16 protein-coding genes are annotated in these 16,386 nt (G+C 59.1%); 5 read left to right on the top strand and 11 right to left on the bottom strand.

Annotated elements, in window-relative coordinates:
* Positions 1-11: 11 nt before the first annotated feature.
* From AC097A_RS07245 to AC097A_RS07225, 5 genes are all read left to right on the top strand, one after another.
* Positions 12-1,100 carry a lipocalin-like domain-containing protein gene (locus tag AC097A_RS07245; RefSeq protein ID WP_479620314.1) on the top strand — a complete coding sequence of 363 codons (1,089 nt, stop codon included), beginning with the start codon at positions 12-14 and terminating at the stop codon, positions 1,098-1,100.
* Between the two features lie 148 nt (positions 1,101-1,248).
* Positions 1,249-3,027 (top strand): ABC transporter transmembrane domain-containing protein, encoded by a 1,779-nt coding sequence (locus tag AC097A_RS07240; protein WP_479620313.1) that lies wholly within the window; start codon positions 1,249-1,251, stop codon positions 3,025-3,027.
* A gap of 85 nt (positions 3,028-3,112) precedes the next feature.
* The gene (locus AC097A_RS07235) at positions 3,113-3,310 is read left to right on the top strand and encodes a hypothetical protein (RefSeq protein ID WP_105262415.1); all 198 of its coding nucleotides are present in this window, start codon (positions 3,113-3,115) and stop codon (positions 3,308-3,310) included.
* Between the two features lie 21 nt (positions 3,311-3,331).
* Positions 3,332-3,736: a hypothetical protein gene (locus tag AC097A_RS07230; RefSeq protein WP_479620312.1), complete on the top strand. Its 405-nt coding sequence runs from the start codon at positions 3,332-3,334 to the stop codon at positions 3,734-3,736.
* Between the two features lie 103 nt (positions 3,737-3,839).
* Positions 3,840-5,165, top strand: a complete 1,326-nt coding sequence (locus AC097A_RS07225) for a Glu/Leu/Phe/Val family dehydrogenase (RefSeq protein WP_479620311.1) — start codon at positions 3,840-3,842, stop codon at positions 5,163-5,165.
* A gap of 24 nt (positions 5,166-5,189) precedes the next feature.
* On the opposite strand, the gene AC097A_RS07220 is transcribed toward AC097A_RS07225, so the two are convergent.
* Genes AC097A_RS07220 through nuoG form a run of 11 tightly spaced genes read right to left on the bottom strand, consistent with a single transcriptional unit; the run spans position 5,190 to position 16,379 of the window.
* Positions 5,190-5,666 (bottom strand): DUF1178 family protein, encoded by a 477-nt coding sequence (locus AC097A_RS07220; RefSeq protein WP_105262412.1) that lies wholly within the window; start codon positions 5,664-5,666, stop codon positions 5,190-5,192.
* Between the two features lie 15 nt (positions 5,667-5,681).
* On the bottom strand, positions 5,682-6,278 hold the full coding sequence (locus AC097A_RS07215) for an NUDIX domain-containing protein (RefSeq protein WP_479620310.1): 597 nt from the start codon (positions 6,276-6,278) through the stop codon (positions 5,682-5,684).
* Positions 6,279-6,291: 13 nt separating this feature from the next.
* A complete protein-coding gene (locus AC097A_RS07210) occupies positions 6,292-6,594 on the bottom strand; it encodes a DUF2818 family protein (RefSeq protein WP_105262410.1) in 303 nt (100 codons plus the stop codon).
* A gap of 44 nt (positions 6,595-6,638) precedes the next feature.
* Positions 6,639-8,126 (bottom strand): NADH-quinone oxidoreductase subunit NuoN, encoded by a 1,488-nt coding sequence (nuoN, locus tag AC097A_RS07205; protein ID WP_479620309.1) that lies wholly within the window; start codon positions 8,124-8,126, stop codon positions 6,639-6,641.
* Between the two features lie 24 nt (positions 8,127-8,150).
* Positions 8,151-9,626, bottom strand: a complete 1,476-nt coding sequence (locus tag AC097A_RS07200; RefSeq protein ID WP_315494570.1) for an NADH-quinone oxidoreductase subunit M — start codon at positions 9,624-9,626, stop codon at positions 8,151-8,153.
* A gap of 12 nt (positions 9,627-9,638) precedes the next feature.
* The gene (gene nuoL, locus AC097A_RS07195) at positions 9,639-11,657 is read right to left on the bottom strand and encodes an NADH-quinone oxidoreductase subunit L (protein ID WP_479620308.1); all 2,019 of its coding nucleotides are present in this window, start codon (positions 11,655-11,657) and stop codon (positions 9,639-9,641) included.
* A 5-nt stretch (positions 11,658-11,662) separates the two neighbouring features.
* A complete protein-coding gene (gene nuoK / locus AC097A_RS07190; RefSeq protein ID WP_094478035.1) occupies positions 11,663-11,971 on the bottom strand; it encodes an NADH-quinone oxidoreductase subunit NuoK in 309 nt (102 codons plus the stop codon).
* Positions 11,968-12,606, bottom strand: a complete 639-nt coding sequence (locus AC097A_RS07185; RefSeq protein ID WP_479620307.1) for an NADH-quinone oxidoreductase subunit J — start codon at positions 12,604-12,606, stop codon at positions 11,968-11,970. Before AC097A_RS07185 ends, nuoK begins: the two co-directional genes overlap by 4 nt.
* A gap of 25 nt (positions 12,607-12,631) precedes the next feature.
* On the bottom strand, positions 12,632-13,150 hold the full coding sequence (gene nuoI / locus AC097A_RS07180; RefSeq protein WP_105262511.1) for an NADH-quinone oxidoreductase subunit NuoI: 519 nt from the start codon (positions 13,148-13,150) through the stop codon (positions 12,632-12,634).
* 17 nt (positions 13,151-13,167) lie between these two features.
* Positions 13,168-14,244: an NADH-quinone oxidoreductase subunit NuoH gene (gene nuoH / locus AC097A_RS07175; RefSeq protein ID WP_479620306.1), complete on the bottom strand. Its 1,077-nt coding sequence runs from the start codon at positions 14,242-14,244 to the stop codon at positions 13,168-13,170.
* The gene (gene nuoG / locus AC097A_RS07170; RefSeq protein WP_479620305.1) at positions 14,241-16,379 is read right to left on the bottom strand and encodes an NADH-quinone oxidoreductase subunit NuoG; all 2,139 of its coding nucleotides are present in this window, start codon (positions 16,377-16,379) and stop codon (positions 14,241-14,243) included. Before nuoG ends, nuoH begins: the two co-directional genes overlap by 4 nt.
* Positions 16,380-16,386 lie beyond the last annotated feature (7 nt).

Raw genomic sequence — 16,386 nt, 5'->3', positions numbered from 1 at the left:
GCCGCCCCGCCATGCTCCAGCGGCGCGCCGCCTTGGTCGTACCGCTGCTGGCCGGCTTGTTGCCCACAGCCTGGGCGCTCCCCGCCAAACGCCTTGCGTTTCCGCGCGATGCGGGCAGTCACAACGACTTTGCCACCGAGTGGTGGTACCTCACGGGCTACGCCCATGTGGCGGGCCAGGCTGCGGCGCTGGGCTTTCAGGTCACGTTTTTTCGCAGCCGCGTCGCCAGCACCCAAGCCATGCTGTCGCGTCTGGCGGCCAAACAGCTGCTGTTTGCCCATGCCGCCGTCACCGACGTGGCGGGCAAGAAACTTTGGCACGACCAGCGCATTGCGCGCTGGTCTGGCGAGCCCGCGGGCAGCAACCCGGCGGATACGGCTTCGGCCAGCACGCAAGACACCGGCGTGCTGCTGCGCGACTGGTCGCTGCAGCGCCAGGGTGCGGACCTGCAGGCGCAGATTCCTGCGGGCGACTTCACGCTGAATTTGAGCTTCAAAGCCACCCAACCCGTGTTGCTGCAGGGGAAAGACGGCCTGTCCCGCAAGGGGCCGGAAGAAAAACAGGCAAGTTATTACTACAGCCAGCCGCAGCTGCAGGTGAGCGGCAGCATCGCACTGCAGGGTCAGACGCGCATGCTGGAGACCGGCAGCACCGCCTGGCTGGACCATGAATGGAGCCAGGAGGTACTGCACCCACAAGCCCAGGGCTGGGACTGGATCGGCATCAACCTGTTCGACGGCAGCGCGCTTACCGCGTTTCAGCTGCGCGACCGGCAAGGTGGCGTGTTGTGGGACGGTGGCTCCTTCCGCAGCGCGGCAGGGGTGCGCTACGCGTTCTCGCGCGGTGAAGTGCTGTTCAAACCAGTTCGCAATTGGCGCAGCCCGTTGAGCAAAGCCAGCTACCCCGTGGAATGGGTGGTGCGCACCCCGGCCGACTACTACACGGTCAAAGCCGTCCTCGACAACCAGGAGCTGGACAGCCGCGGCTCCACCGGCGCCATCTACTGGGAAGGCCTCAGCGAAGTCTGGGACAGCAACGGCAAGCTGGTCGGGCGCGGCTACCTGGAGATGACGGGCTATGCGGCAGCGCTAAAACTCTGACACCGCTGCAACAAACCGCAGCAAACCGACAATCAACCGCTACAAATTCAGTAGCTGCTCGCGCAATAATCACGGGCGCTAGAGGCATATTTCCTTATATTTCTCGGCCCACCTTGCCTCCACCGCCCTCGCCCCCACCTAGGCTGCCATGACCTCTTCCGACCGCCCCAAAGCCACCAACCCCAAATCCCTCTCCGGCCTGCTGCCGTTTTTGCGGCCCTACCGGGGCCGCATTGGCATGGCGCTGGTGTTTCTGGTGCTGGCGGCGGGCGCCACACTCGCGTTTCCGCTGGCGCTGCGCAGCCTGATTGACGGCGGGCTGGTGCAGGCCGACAAGGGCGCGCAGGTAATGGCGTTGCGCGAGCACTTTGCAGCGCTGTTTGGCGTGGCCGTGGCGCTGGGTCTGTTTTCAGCGGCCCGTTTTTACATGGTGAGCTGGCTGGGCGAGCGCGTCACGGCCGACCTGCGCAACGCGGTCTACAGCCATGTGCTCAAGCAAAGCCCCGAGTTTTTTGAAACCACACAAACCGGCGAGGTGCTCTCGCGCCTGTCGGCCGACACCACGCTGGTGCAAACCGTGGTGGGCTCGTCGCTCAGCATGGGCCTGCGCAACGCGGTGATGGGCATTGGCGCGCTGGGTGTGCTGGTGTGGACCAACCCGGTGGTGATGCTGCAGGTGCTGGTGGTGCTGGTCTTGGTGGTGGTGCCCAGCCTGTGGTTTGGCCGGCGCGTGCGCAAGCTCTCCCGTGCATCACAAGACCGCATTGCCGACTCCAGCGCCATCGCGGCCGAGGTACTGAACGCCATCCCCGTGGTGCAAAGCTACACCGCCGAGGGGCGCGAAACCGCGCGTTTTGTCACCTCCACCGACAACGCGTTTGAGACCGCCACCAAGCGCAGCCTGATGCGTTCGATGCTGGTCGCCTTCATCATCATCGCCACCAGTGCGGCACTGCTGTGGGGCCTGTACCAGGGCACGCAGGCCGTGGCCGAAGGCCGCATCACGGCGGGCCATTTGGGCCAGACCGTGGTCTACGTGATCATCCTGGCCAGCGCGTTTGCGGTGCTGGGCGAGGTCTATGGCGACCTGCTGCGTGCCGCCGGCGCCACCGAGCGGCTGATGGAGTTGCTGGGCACCCAGTCGCCTATCACTTCACCCTCAAAACCTCTGCTAGCCGCCATGCCTATTGCGGGAAGCGCTATCAAATTTGAAGCGATTGACTTTCACTATCCTTCGCGCCCCTTGCAGCCTGCACTGCAAAACTTCAGCCTGAACGTGTTGCCCGGCCAGACCGTGGCCATCGTCGGGCCCAGCGGGGCGGGCAAGAGCACGGTGTTCCAGCTGCTGCTGCGTTACTACGACCCGCAAAGCGGCGGCATTGTGCTGGACGGCGTGGGCACGCGCGACATGGCGCTGGACGCACTGCGCCAGCGCGTGGGCATCGTGCCACAGGACGCGGTGATCTTCTCCAGCAGCGCGCTGGAAAACATCCGCTACGGCAAGCCGGATGCCACTGACGCTGAAGTGAAGGCCGCAGCACAAGCTGCATTCGCGCACGAGTTCATCAGCGCCCTGCCTCAGGGCTACGACACCTTTCTGGGCGAGCGCGGCGTGCGCCTGTCAGGCGGGCAGCGCCAGCGCATTGCGATTGCGCGCGCCATGCTCAAAAACCCGCCGCTGCTGCTGCTGGACGAGGCCACCAGCGCACTTGACGCCGAGAGCGAACGCATGGTGCAGGCTGCACTCGAATCGGCCATGCGCGACCGCACAACGCTGGTCATCGCGCACCGCCTTGCCACGGTGCAAAAGGCCGACCTGATCGTGGTGCTGGACCACGGCAAACTGGTGGAACAAGGCACACACGCCGAGCTGGTGGCGCGCGGCGGTGTGTACGCCGGGCTGGCGGCGCTGCAATTTAACGCCTGACCTAGCAGAAACGTGGCTATGTAAAGCATTGAAATGCGGGGGTGAAGTGCCTAAAATCAAGGCATTCAACCCCCTGGAGACTCCTATGGACGTCAGCAAAGCCAAGCCGCAGCAGGTGCAACAGGCCCAAGCCACCAAACGCACCCAGGAAGTGCGGGAAACACAGCAGCGCGAGCTGCAGGCCAAGGCGGCCGAACCCAAAAAGACCGAAGAGCCCAAACCCCAACCGGTGGTCAACACCCAAGGCCAAACCACCGGCCGCCTGCTCAACGTCACAGCCTGACCTGCCATCGGAGCTGCGGCCATGGTCGCCATCACAGCCACCAACTCGGCATCGCCTTCTCTGCAGGCGACACTGAGCAAGACGCGCATCGAGCAGGCACGGCGCGAAGCCGACTCTGCCGAAGCGCGGGCCAGCGACCTGCGTGCACAGGCCGACGAAGCCGAGCGTGAGGCCCAGGACCGCAACCAGACAGCCCGCAAGCTGAGCACCGCCAGTACCAACAGCGACAGCACCTACGACAGCGCCCTGCGCCAGCAGAAAAGCGAAGTGCCACCGGCGACCCAGAACTTTCTGGAGCGCATGTACACCTCGGTCAGCCCCAAGTTTGCCGCCAGTGGCAACGCCCTCAAAACCGACAGCGACACGGCGCCCGTGGTGAACAGCCAAGGACAGGCGACCGGCCGCATCCTGGACGTCAGCGCCTAGCTCGTTATTAATTTTTTGCATAGTTTGCAAATGAAGTGGCCTTGGACAGGTCGCCATGGCCCGCCTACATTGCGGGCCATGACGACAACCACAAGGAGCATTCATGTCGCAACACCACGCTAACCCGGCGTCCCCCGCGCACCCCGCAGCCACCACCCATGCGCTGCCCTCTTACCTGCAGGCCGACCACCTCGGCCCCTGGGGCATTTACCTGCAACAGGTCGACCGCGTCACGCCCTACCTGGGCCACTTGGCACGTTGGGCCGAAACGCTCAAGCGCCCCAAACGCGCACTCATCGTGGACGTGCCGATCCAGCTGGACAACGGCACGGTGGCCCACTTTGAAGGCTACCGCGTGCAGCACAACACTTCGCGCGGCCCTGGCAAGGGCGGCGTGCGTTTTCACCAGGACGTGACCCTGTCCGAAGTGATGGCGCTGTCGGCCTGGATGTCGATCAAAAACGCCGCGGTGAACGTGCCCTACGGCGGCGCCAAGGGCGGTATCCGCATCGATCCCAAGACCCTGTCACGCGGCGAGCTGGAGCGCCTGACACGCCGCTACACCAGCGAGATCGGCATCATCATCGGGCCCACCAAGGACATCCCCGCGCCCGACGTGAACACCAACGAGCAGATCATGGCCTGGATGATGGACACCTACTCGATGAACGAGGGTGCCACCGCCACCGGCGTGGTGACGGGCAAGCCGATTGACCTGGGTGGCTCACTGGGCCGACGCGAGGCCACGGGCCGCGGCGTGTACACCGTGGGCGTGGAAGCAGCGCAGCACATTGGGCTGGATATTTCCAAAGCACGCGTGGCCGTGCAGGGCTTCGGCAATGTGGGCGGTATCGCCGGCAAGTTGTTCGCCCAGGCCGGTGCCCGCGTCGTGGCTGTGCAAGACCATGGCGGCACGATCTACCAAGAGTCCGGCCTGGACGTGCCCGCCTTGTTGGCCCACGTGGCGGCCCATGGCTCGGTGGCCGGGTTCACACCCGCGGAGACGATTGCCAATGACGCCTTCTGGGACGTGGACTGCGACATCCTGATTCCCGCGGCCCTGGAGCAGCAGATTACCAAGGCCAACGCAGGGCGCATCAAAGCCAAGCTGGTGATCGAAGGCGCCAATGGCCCGACCACGCCCGAGGCAGATGACATTCTGCAAGAACGCAATGTGCTGGTCTTGCCCGACGTGATTGCCAACGCCGGCGGCGTGACGGTGAGCTACTTTGAATGGGTGCAGGATTTCTCCAGCTTCTTCTGGAGCGAAGACGAGATCAACGCCCGCCTGGTCCGCATCATGAAAGAGGCCTTTGCCGGCGTCTGGAATGTGGCGCAAGACCACAAGGTAAGTCTGCGCACCGCCACCTTTATCGTGGCCTGCAAGCGCATACTGCATGCCCGGGAACTGCGCGGCTTGTATCCCTGATACCGGCCAAGGGCTTCTGCACGCTTATTGCAGAGGCCCTTTCAGGGCTTCGGGTAACAAGAGGGGCATGACTTCAATGCCCTCCTCTACCAACTCTTTGGCTTGCTCCGGGGTGGTTTGCCCGCGTATGTTGCGCACTTCGGCTTCGCCGTAATGCATCTTGCGGGCCTCTTCGGCAAACTGACCGCCTACGTCGGTGGTATTGGCCACCACGTGGCGGGCTACGGCCATCCAGGCGGCAGCGAGAGCCGTCTCCACCTCACCCATGCGCGCAGGCATCGCCGGACTGGCGGATGGTGTGGGCTCTGACTTGGCTGCTGGCGGCTCACGGGCGCCCGACAAGTTCAGCCGCGGCGCGCTGAGTTTTTTCACCACAGTGGGGTCTGCACACACGGGGCACTGCACCAGGCCACGCAGGCACTGTGAGACGAAGTCGTCTTCCGACGCAAACCAGCCTTCAAACAGGTGGTGCTGGCTGCATTGGAGGTCCAGGACTTTCATGGCGGAATGCTGCGCTCAGGCAGACACTGGAGTGGTCCACTCCAGGGGCCAGTCGCCACGCAGTACGTTCTGTACCCAGAGTGCACCGGCCAGGGTTTTGGCATCGGTCACCAGACCTTGCTGGCACCATTGCAGAAATTCGGTGGGGCTGGCGGTCACCACGTCGAGGAACTCCCCGTCATCGAGCTTGCGCTCGCCCAGCTGCAAGTCGCGTGCGAACCAAATGTCAATGAATTCGGTGGAATACGAAATGACCGGGTGCATGACGCCGGCCCGGGCCCAGGCGCGTGCGGTGTAACCAGTTTCTTCCAGCAGTTCGCGTTGGGCACAGCGTTGCACACTTTCCCCTGCGTCCAGTTTGCCGGCCGGAAACTCGATCATCACCCGCGCTACGGGGTAACGGTACTGGCGTTCCAGCACCAACTTGACCTCTCCACTGCCATCGTCCAGCAGGGGGATAACCATCACCGCACCGGGGTGCACCACATACTCACGCGTCGCGGGTCGGCCGCTGGGCAGCAACACCTGGTCGCGAAAGGCATGGAGGAAATGGCCTTTGAAAATTTCCTCGCCAGACGTCTTGCGTTCGATGAGGTGGCTGTCGTCTTGCATGGCAGTGCGCGGTTTACCCTGCCCGCTTGAGCAGGTAGCGGTAGACAAAACCGGGGAAGGCAAAGGTGACGAACAGCGCAAAGGTGATGGCATAAAACTCCCACCCCTGTGGGCTGATCTGCCCAGCACGATGCTCAAGACCCAAGCCGACGGCACCGGTCACGGCGTACAGAAACAACAATTCGAGCAAACGCCAGCCAAGCGACTTCTCAGCCGCCAGGCGGTAAAAACCCAGCAGCCGCTCCGTGAAAAACGGAAGGTTGGCACAGACCAACGCCAACACAACGACCAAGCCTGCCGCAAAAGAATTCATCATCGGTGATGCGCCCAAGGCAATGCCGGAACCAAGCGCTGCAGCGCTTAGCTGCCCAGCATTTGGCGCACAGAGTTGGCGCACACGGTCATCAAGCCACTGGGGAAGATACCCAGCAACAACACCAAACCGCCGTTGAGACACAACACCACACGCACATCGGCGGGCGCGGTCACGGGGGCAGTCGTAGCGGGCTCGTCAAAGTACATAACCTTGATGAGGCGCAGGTAGTAGAAGGCGCCGATGAGGGACATCAACACCGCAAACACAGCCAAGGCCAAGTAGAAATTGTCACCCGACGCAATCAGGGCTTGCAACACCGAGAGCTTGGCGTAAAAACCCACCATGGGTGGAATGCCAGCCAAAGAGAACAGGCAAATCGCCATGATGGCGGCGTACAGCGGGCTGCGCTGGTTCAGGCCGGCAAAGTCTGCGATTTCTTCACTCTCGAAACCATCGCGTGACAACAGCAAGATCACACCGAAGCTGGCCAAGGTGGTGAGCACATAACTCACCACATAAAACATGGCAGAGCTGTAAGCATTGGCACCGGAGGCGGTGTTGCCGTTCACCACGCCGGACATCAACCCGAGCAGCACAAAGCCCATCTGGGCGATGGTGGAAAACGCCAGCATGCGTTTGATGTTGGTCTGCGCAATGGCAGCCAGGTTACCGATCAGCAAGGAGCCAATCGACAAGACCATCAGCATCTGCTGCCAGTCACCGGCCAGGGGCAACATGCCCTCCACCAACAGGCGCATGACGATGGCAAAGGCTGCCAATTTGGGCGCACCACCAATCATCAGAGTCACGGCAGTAGGTGCACCCTGGTAGACATCGGGAATCCACATGTGGAAGGGCACCACACCCAGCTTGAACGCCAGGCCGGCCACCAGAAACACCAAACCAAACACCAGCACCATGTGGCGAATCTGGCCCGAAGCAATAGCCTTGAACACCTCGTTCACGTCCAGGGAGCCGGTCGCACCGTACAACATGGACATGCCGTACAGCAGGAAGCCCGATGCCATGGCGCCGAGCACGAAGTACTTCATGGCGGCCTCTGTGGCAGCCACATGGTCACGGCGCAGGGCCACCAAGGCGTAGCTGGACAGGGTCAGCAGCTCCAGGCCCATGTAGATGACCAGGAAGTTGTTGCCGGAGATCATGACAAACATGCCGAGCAGCGCAAAAATGCTCAGCGTGAACAGTTCGCCACCGCGCAGCATGTCGCGCTGGCTGGCGTAAGAGCGCCCGTACACCAACGTCACCATCACCGCCAAGGTGGCAAAACACTTGAGCCAGTTGCCCATGGAGTCGCTGACCACCATGTTGCTGAAGGCGTATTGCGTCTGGCCTGTGGAGGCATAAGACGCTTGCAACAAAGCAACTGCCGCCAAAGTGAGCAAGGTAAGCACATGGGTCACACCGCGCAGGGGGGACTTCACCCGCAAATCCACCAGGGCAATGACACACGCCATGATCAGCAAAATGAGCTCTGGCAGTACCGTGATCAAACTGAGTTTGTCTATCATCGTTCGTCTCGCAATTCAGTTGGATCAGTTCAACTTGGACACGGCCACGTGCTTGAGCAGCTCGGCCACAGAAACGTCCATCACATCGGTGAAGGGTTTGGGGTACAGGCCCATGTAGAGCACCGCCACCGCCAAAAGCGCCAGCATGAAAAATTCACGGGCATTGATATCCGTGAGGCCTCTCACGTCGTCATTGGTCACCGGGCCCAGGTAAACGCGTTTGAACATCCACAGTGTGTAGGCCGCACCAAAAATCAGCGCACTGGAGGCGGCAAACCCGATCCAGAAGTTAAATTTCACGGCACCCAAAATCACCATCCATTCACCCACAAAACCGGCGGTGCCTGGCAAGCCGCAATTGGCCATGGCAAACAACAGGGCAAATGCTGCGAACTTGGGCATGGTGTTGACCACACCACCATAACTGGCGATTTCGCGCGAATGCACGCGGTCATACAACACACCAATCGACAGGAACATGGCACCAGACACAAACCCGTGCGCAATCATCTGCACCAGACCACCGGACACACCCAGGTCATTGAAGATGAAGAAGCCCAAGGTCACAAACCCCATGTGCGCCACCGACGAATACGCCACCAGCTTCTTCATGTCTTGCTGCACCATGGCCACCAAGCCCACGTAGACCACGGCAATCAGGGACAGCGCCACCATGAAACCACCCCATTCGTGGGCAGCATCGGGGGCAATCGGCATGGAGAAACGCAGGAAGCCGTAAGCACCCAACTTCAGCATGATGGCGGCCAACACAGCAGAGCCGCCTGTGGGCGCTTCCACGTGTACGTCGGGCAACCAAGTGTGCACAGGCCACATAGGGACCTTCACGGCGAATGCCGCAAAGAAGGCAAAGAACAGCAGGGTCTGCGCCGTGCTGCCCAAAGGCAGTGCGTGCCAAGTGGCCAAGTCAAAGCTGCCACCCGACTTGGTGTACAGGTAAATCAAGGCCACCAGCATCAGCAAGGAGCCAAGCAAGGTGTAGAGGAAGAACTTGAAGGCAGCGTAGATCTTGTTGGGACCACCCCAGATACCGATGATGAGGTACATCGGAATCAGTGTGGCTTCGAAGAACACGTAGAACAGCAAGCCATCCAGTGCGGTAAACACACCGATCATGAGTCCGCTCAAGATCAGGAAGGCGCCCATGTACTGGTTAACACGCTGGGTAATGGCCTCCCAGCCTGCAATCACCACCACCACGGTGATGAATGCCGTCAGCGGTACGAACCAGAACGAAATGCCATCCACACCGAGGTGGTAATTGACATTGAAGCGACTGATCCAGCCCGCTTTCTCCACAAACTGCATGGCCGCGGTCGTGGTGTCAAACTGGCCGTACAGGGGCAAGGTCAGCAGGAAGCTGATCACGGCTCCGACCAAAGCAATCCAGCGAACCACCTTGGCATGTTCATCACGACCGCAGGCCAGCAACACCGCGCCGAAAGCGATGGGAACCCAAATAGCGAGGCTCAACAAACCCATTTTATTTTTCTCCTACTTGAGCCAAACGAAGTACGTCATCAGCACAAAGATGCCAAGGATCATGACCAAGGCATAGTGGTACAAATACCCCGACTGTCCCTTGCGAACGATGGAGGACACCCAGCCCACCAGCTTCCAGGAACCATTCACGACAGTGCCATCGATCACTGCCTGGTCACCCACCTTCCAGAGACCAGTGCCCAACGCACGTGCGCCACGGGCCAAGATGTTTTCGTTGATCCAGTCCAGGTAGTACTTGTTTTCCAACAAGTTGAACAGTGGCATGACGTTACGCTTGATCGCGGTCGGAACCGCGGGGAACACCATGTACATCAGGTAAGACGTCACAACACCTGCCAGCGCCAACCAGAAAGGGGCCGTGGAGAAGGCATGGACCGCCATCTGCGAGGGGCCGTGGAAGATGCCCGCTAGTTCTGCCATTGCACCGTGCTTCTCGGCATTCACAAAAATCACGTCTTTGAAGAAATCGCCAAACAGCATGGGCTGGATCGTCAGATAACCGATCAGGACCGAAGGAATGGCCAGCAACACCAGAGGTACGGTGACGACCCAGGGCGACTCATGCGGATGGTGATGCGCATCCCCGTGGTGACCGTGGTGGTCATCATGGTGTGCGTCAGGGTTCTGGTCAAAACGCTCTTTGCCGTGGAACACCAAGAAGTACATGCGGAACGAATAAAACGCGGTCACGAACACACCCGCCAGCACGGCAAAGTTGGCAAAACCAGCCGCGGGCAATTGGCTGAAATGCACTGCTTCAATGATGCTGTCTTTGGAGTAGAAGCCAGCGAACAGGGGGGTTCCGATCAACGCCAACGAGCCGAGCAAGGAAGTAATCCAGGTAATAGGCATGTACTTACGCAAACCACCCATCCAGCGAATGTCCTGGTTGTGATGCACCCCCATGATCACCGAGCCTGCGCCGAGGAACAGCAAGGCTTTAAAGAACGCATGGGTCATCAGATGAAACACTGCCACCGAGTAGGCGGAGGCACCCAAAGCCACAGTCATGTAACCCAGCTGCGACAGGGTGGAGTAGGCCACCACGCGTTTGATGTCGTTCTGAATAATGCCCAGAAAACCCATGAACAAGGCCGTGATGGAACCGATGACCAAAATGAAGTTCAAGGCTGTGTCACTGAGCTCGAACAATGGCGACATACGGGCCACCATAAAGATACCGGCAGTCACCATCGTTGCAGCGTGAATCAGCGCAGAAATAGGCGTAGGCCCCTCCATGGAGTCTGGCAACCAGACATGCAAGGGGAACTGGGCCGATTTGCCCATGGCGCCCACAAACAGGCAAATACAGATCACGGTGACCAGCATCCACTCGGTGCCCGGAAAGACCAGTTGGGCCAATTCACCAGACTTGGCAAACACCTCGCTGTAATTCAGAGTGCCCGCATACGCCACAATGAGGCCGATACCCAAAATGAAGCCAAAGTCACCCACGCGGTTGACCAGAAAGGCTTTCATATTGGCGAAGATGGCCGTGGGCTTGTTGAACCAAAAACCAATCAGCAGATACGACACCAGACCCACAGCCTCCCAACCGAAGAACAGTTGCAGCAGGTTGTTGCTCATGACCAGCATAAGCATGGAGAAGGTGAACAGGGAGATATACGAGAAGAAGCGGTTGTAGCCTTCATCCTCTTCCATATAACCCACGGTGTAGAGGTGCACCATCAACGAGACGAAGGTCACCACACACATCATCATGGCGGTCAGGCCATCAACCAGAAAACCGACTTCCATCTTGAGTCCACCCACCACCATCCAGGTGTAGAGGGTCTCGTTGAAGCGGGCACCATCCAAGGCAACCGATTTGAGCGTCGCAGCGGACAGAACGAAAGCCACCAGCACACCGAGGATGGTCAGCGTGTGGCTCAGCTTGCGGCCGATCCAGTTGCCACCAAAGCGGGTGCCAAAAATACCGGCCAACGCAGACCCCACCAAGGGGGCCAAGGGCACGGCCAACAACGTCGATGCAGAAAGGGTTTGACTCATTGTGATTAACCCTTGAGCGAATTGAGTTCGTCCACGCTAATGCTGTTCTTGTTGCGGAACAAGAGCACCAAAATCGCCAGGCCAATCGCGGCCTCAGCGGCAGCCACCGTCATGATGAACAACACAAAAATCTGGCCATGCAGATCATTGAGATAGTGCGAGAACGCTACAAAATTGGTGTTGACCGCGAGCAGCATCAATTCGATGGCCATGAGCAATACGATAAGGTTACGGCGATTGAGGAAGATACCCACCACCGACAGCGCAAAGAGCATGGCTCCCAGCGACAGGAAATGTCCTAAAGTCAAAGTCATTGTTTTTTCTCCGCATCTGCGTCGGCAATCACGGCCGGGGCTGCTTGCGTGGCCGCCATTTTCACCACGGTCATGCGATCACGCGACTTCACACGCACTTGGTCGCCGGGGCTCACGTATTTGCTGTCCTTGCGAGCACGCAGGGTCAAGGCAATGGCGGCAATCATGGCCACGAGCAAAATGGCTGCTGCGACTTCCAGTGGAAGCAAATACTGGGTAAACAACAAAATGCCAAGTTCTTTTGTATTGGAACTACCTGGGGCCACCACCACAGATGGATCCTCAATAATGCGGAAACCGCCCATCAATACGGCAGCCATCTCCAGCGCAATCACTACACCCACCAAGGCTGCCAAGGGGAAATGTTTCCAAAACCCGAGCCGCAAGTTCTCCACATTCACGTCCATCATCATCACGACAAACAAGAACAGCACCATTACCGCGCCCACATACACCAGGACCAATGCGATGGACAAAAACTCAGCCTTGAGCAGCATCCAGATCAGCGCGGCCTGAGAAAAGGTCAGTACCAAATACAGGGCAGCATGCACCGGATTGCGCGCCGTAATCACGCGGAAGGCTGCAAACAACAGCACCGCGGAAAAGGCATAAAAAAGACCAGTCGTAACACTCATGATTCAAACACTTTCTTGCGACAGATCAGCGGTACTTAGCGTCCGCTTGTTTGTTGGCGGCAATTTCCGGCTCATAGCGGTCACCCACGGCCAACAGCATTTCCTTGGTGAAATACAGGTCTCCCCGCTTCTCTCCGTGGTATTCAAGAATGTGGGTCTCCACGATTGAGTCGACGGGGCAGCTTTCTTCGCAGAAGCCGCAGAAAATGCACTTGGTGAGATCAATGTCGTAACGCGTGGTACGGCGTGAACCATCGTCGCGTACATCGGATTCGATGGTGATCGCCATCGCAGGGCAGACTGCCTCGCACAACTTGCAGGCAATACAGCGTTCCTCACCATTTTCGTAGCGACGCAAGGCGTGCAGACCACGGAACCGCGGCGACAAAGGGGTTTTTTCTTCCGGAAACTGCACAGTTACCTTGCGACGGAACAGGTAACGACCGGTCAGCGCGAGGCCCTTGAACAGTTCGATCAGCAAAAAACTGGACAGAAAGTCCCACAGCGAAAAAGCGGGGCTAGGGGTACGGGTAGCAGCGGACATTGTCATGGTGTAGTCCTTCACAGCCAGATGTTGAAGGAGGTTTGCATCCAGGCACCCACCACCAGCAGCCACACCAAAGTGACAGGGATAAACACTTTCCAGCCCAGACGCATGATCTGGTCATAACGAAAGCGCGGGAAGGTGGCGCGCACCCAGATGAAGAGGCTGACCACGGCACAGGTCTTCATACCGAGCCAGATCCAACCGGGGATGAAGTCCAGCGCTGCCCAAGGCGACAACCAACCGCCCAGGAACATGATGGAGGCTAGGATAGAGATCAGCCACATATTGGCGTATTCGGCCAAATAGAACATGGCGTAGGACATGCCGGAATACTCCACCATATGGCCAGCCACAATCTCCGCTTCACCCTCGACCACGTCGAAGGGGTGGCGGTTGGTCTCCGCCAAACCGGAAATCACATACACCACAAAAATCGGCAGCAGGGGCAACCAGTTCCAAGACAAAAAGCCCCAGCCCATGTTAGCGAATTGCCCTTTGCCCTGCCCCATCACGATTTCTGTGAGGTTCATGCTGCCGGAAATCATGAGAACGATCACCAGGCAAAAACCCATGGCAATTTCGTAACTCACCATCTGGGCAGAAGCCCGCAACGCACCCAAAAATGCATACTTGGAATTGGAAGCCCAACCAGCAATCACCACGCCATAAACTTCCATGGACGTGATCGCCATCACAAACAAGAGGCCGGCATTGATATTTGCCAAGGCGACATCCGGGCCGAAAGGGATCACAGCCCAGGCAGCCATGGCCGGCATGATGGTCAGAATCGGTCCGATGAAAAACAACCCTTTGCTAGCCTGGGTTGGCACCAAAATTTCTTTGGTGAGCAGCTTCAGGGCATCGGCAATAGGCTGCAGCAAACCCCAGGGCCCAACCCGGTTGGGGCCCACACGCACCTGCATCCACCCAAGGAACTTACGCTCCCACAAGGTGAGGTAAGCCACGGCCCCCATCAAGGGCAACACCACCACCACGATTTTTAACAAGGTCCAGATAAGGGGCCAGAGAAAGCCCGCCCACCAAGTTGCAGGGATCAAGCCCAAACCGGTGTTGTAAATCATGTCAATCATGACAAAGCCTCTTCTTGCGCTTGGGCGGCCCGCTGCGCATCCGCAGTCAATTGGAGTGATGTCGCACGACGAACCATGCCATCCAGTTGGTAAATGGATGCCGTCACAGGCGCGACCTCCGCCCTCTGCAGGTCAATCGCCACATCAGAGGTATTGCTCAAGCTTGCAGCGGGTACAAATACAGCCTCCCCTTGCGAATCCAAGGGGATGGACTTCAGAACATCCTGGGATGCGTCATAGTCCATACCCTGCACACCCAGCAGGTTGGCCAGAACGCGAAGCACCTTCCAAGCCGGGCGGGCCTCACCGGCAGGTTTGACCACTGCGTGGAAGCTCTGCACACGGCCTTCTGCATTGACAAAGCTGCCAGAAGTTTCCGTGAAGGGAGCAATCGGCAAGATCACATCGCTGATGTCCAAGTTGGCCTTGAAGGGGCTCAAGGTGACAACCATCTCGGCCTTGTCCAGACCCAACACGGCGTCGCGGCCCATGGCACTGTCGAACTCTGGCTCGGTATTGAGAAGCAGGGCCGCCTTCAGACCGCCAGACAACATTTGCGCGGCATTCAAACCATTCCCCTGGGGCACGGCACCCACGAGTTGGGCACCAACCGTATTGGCTGCTTCGGTGAGGTAACCCACCGTGGCGCCGGTTTGCACACCAATCCAGTTTGCCAGTGCCAGCAGGCTGGACGCCTTGGCGTGGTGTGCGGCAGCATTGCCCAGCAACACCGCTTTGCGATCACCAGACAGCAAGGAGCATGCAATCGACTGTGCTACCGGCGTTGCCGTTCCAACCGCTGGTGCAGTCACCGATTTTTCGGCCGCAATAGCCGTCGCAATATCAGCCAATGCCTGGACCCAAGAGGCCGCTGGCGCCGTGGCCACATGGGTCACGGGCAAGGCCCAATCGGAAGACTCGGACACCACGGCATTGACCACACAACCCAGCTTGGTCGCCTGGCGAATGCGCTGGGCAAACAGGGGGTGGTCTTTGCGCAGATTGGAGCCAATCACCAACACCCGCTGCAACTGCGACAGGGAGGCAATCGAGGTACCCAAATACCGCACGCCTGCAGCAGGCACGAACTCGCTGTTGCGCAAGCGGTAGTCGATGTTGTCACTACCCAAACCACGTACCAGAGCACCTGCCAGCTGCAACTCTTCGAGCGTGCTATGCGGGCTGACCAGGGCGCCAATGCTGGCAGCACCATGGTTGGACTTGATCTGCTTCAGACCATTCGCCACGTACTCCAAAGCCGTCTGCCAGTCCACGCTCTTCCACTCACCGCCCTGCTTGAGCATGGGGGTGGTCAGACGCTCATCACTGTTCAAGGCTTCGTAGGAGAAGCGGTCACGGTCTGCAATCCAGCATTCATTGACCGCATCGTTTTCCAGCGGAACCACACGCAACACCTTGTGGTTCTTCACCTGAACAATCAGGTTGGAACCCGTGGAATCATGCGGACTCACCGACTTGCGGCGCGACAGCTCCCACGTGCGGGCGCTGTAACGGAAAGGCTTGCTGGTCAAGGCTCCCACGGGGCAGATGTCGATCATGTTGCCCGACAGCTCGGAATCCACCGTGTCACCAATGAAGGTTTCGATCTCGGCATGTTCGCCGCGGTGGGACATGCCCAACTCCATCACGCCTGCCACTTCTTGGCCGAAACGTACGCAGCGTGTGCAATGGATGCAGCGGCTCATTTCCTGCATCGAAATCAGCGGACCTACATCCTTGACGGGAACCACGCGCTTTTCTTCTTCGTAGCGAGAGGACGATCCGCCATAGCCGACGGCCAAATCCTGCAACTGGCATTCACCGCCCTGGTCGCAAATCGGGCAATCCAGGGGGTGGTTGATCAACAGGAATTCCATGACCGACTTTTGGGCCTTGATGGCCTTGTCGCTCTTGGTGCGCACAATCATGCCCTGGGTCACGGGCGTGGCGCAGGCAGGCATGGGCTTGGGCATCTTTTCCACATCCACCAGGCACATACGGCAGTTGGCCGCAATGCTCAATTTCTTGTGGTAACAAAAGTGGGGGATGTAGGTGCCCGCTTTGTCGGCGGCATGCATGATCATGCTGCCTTCAACAATGTCCACCTTTTTGCCGTCGAGTTCGATTTCAATCATCTTGGGC

The sequence above is a fragment of the Rhodoferax sp. XS2R6 genome (assembly GCF_056521365.1).
Note: the sequence above shows the minus strand (reverse complement) of the source record. Positions and strands in the feature narration are given on the sequence as shown.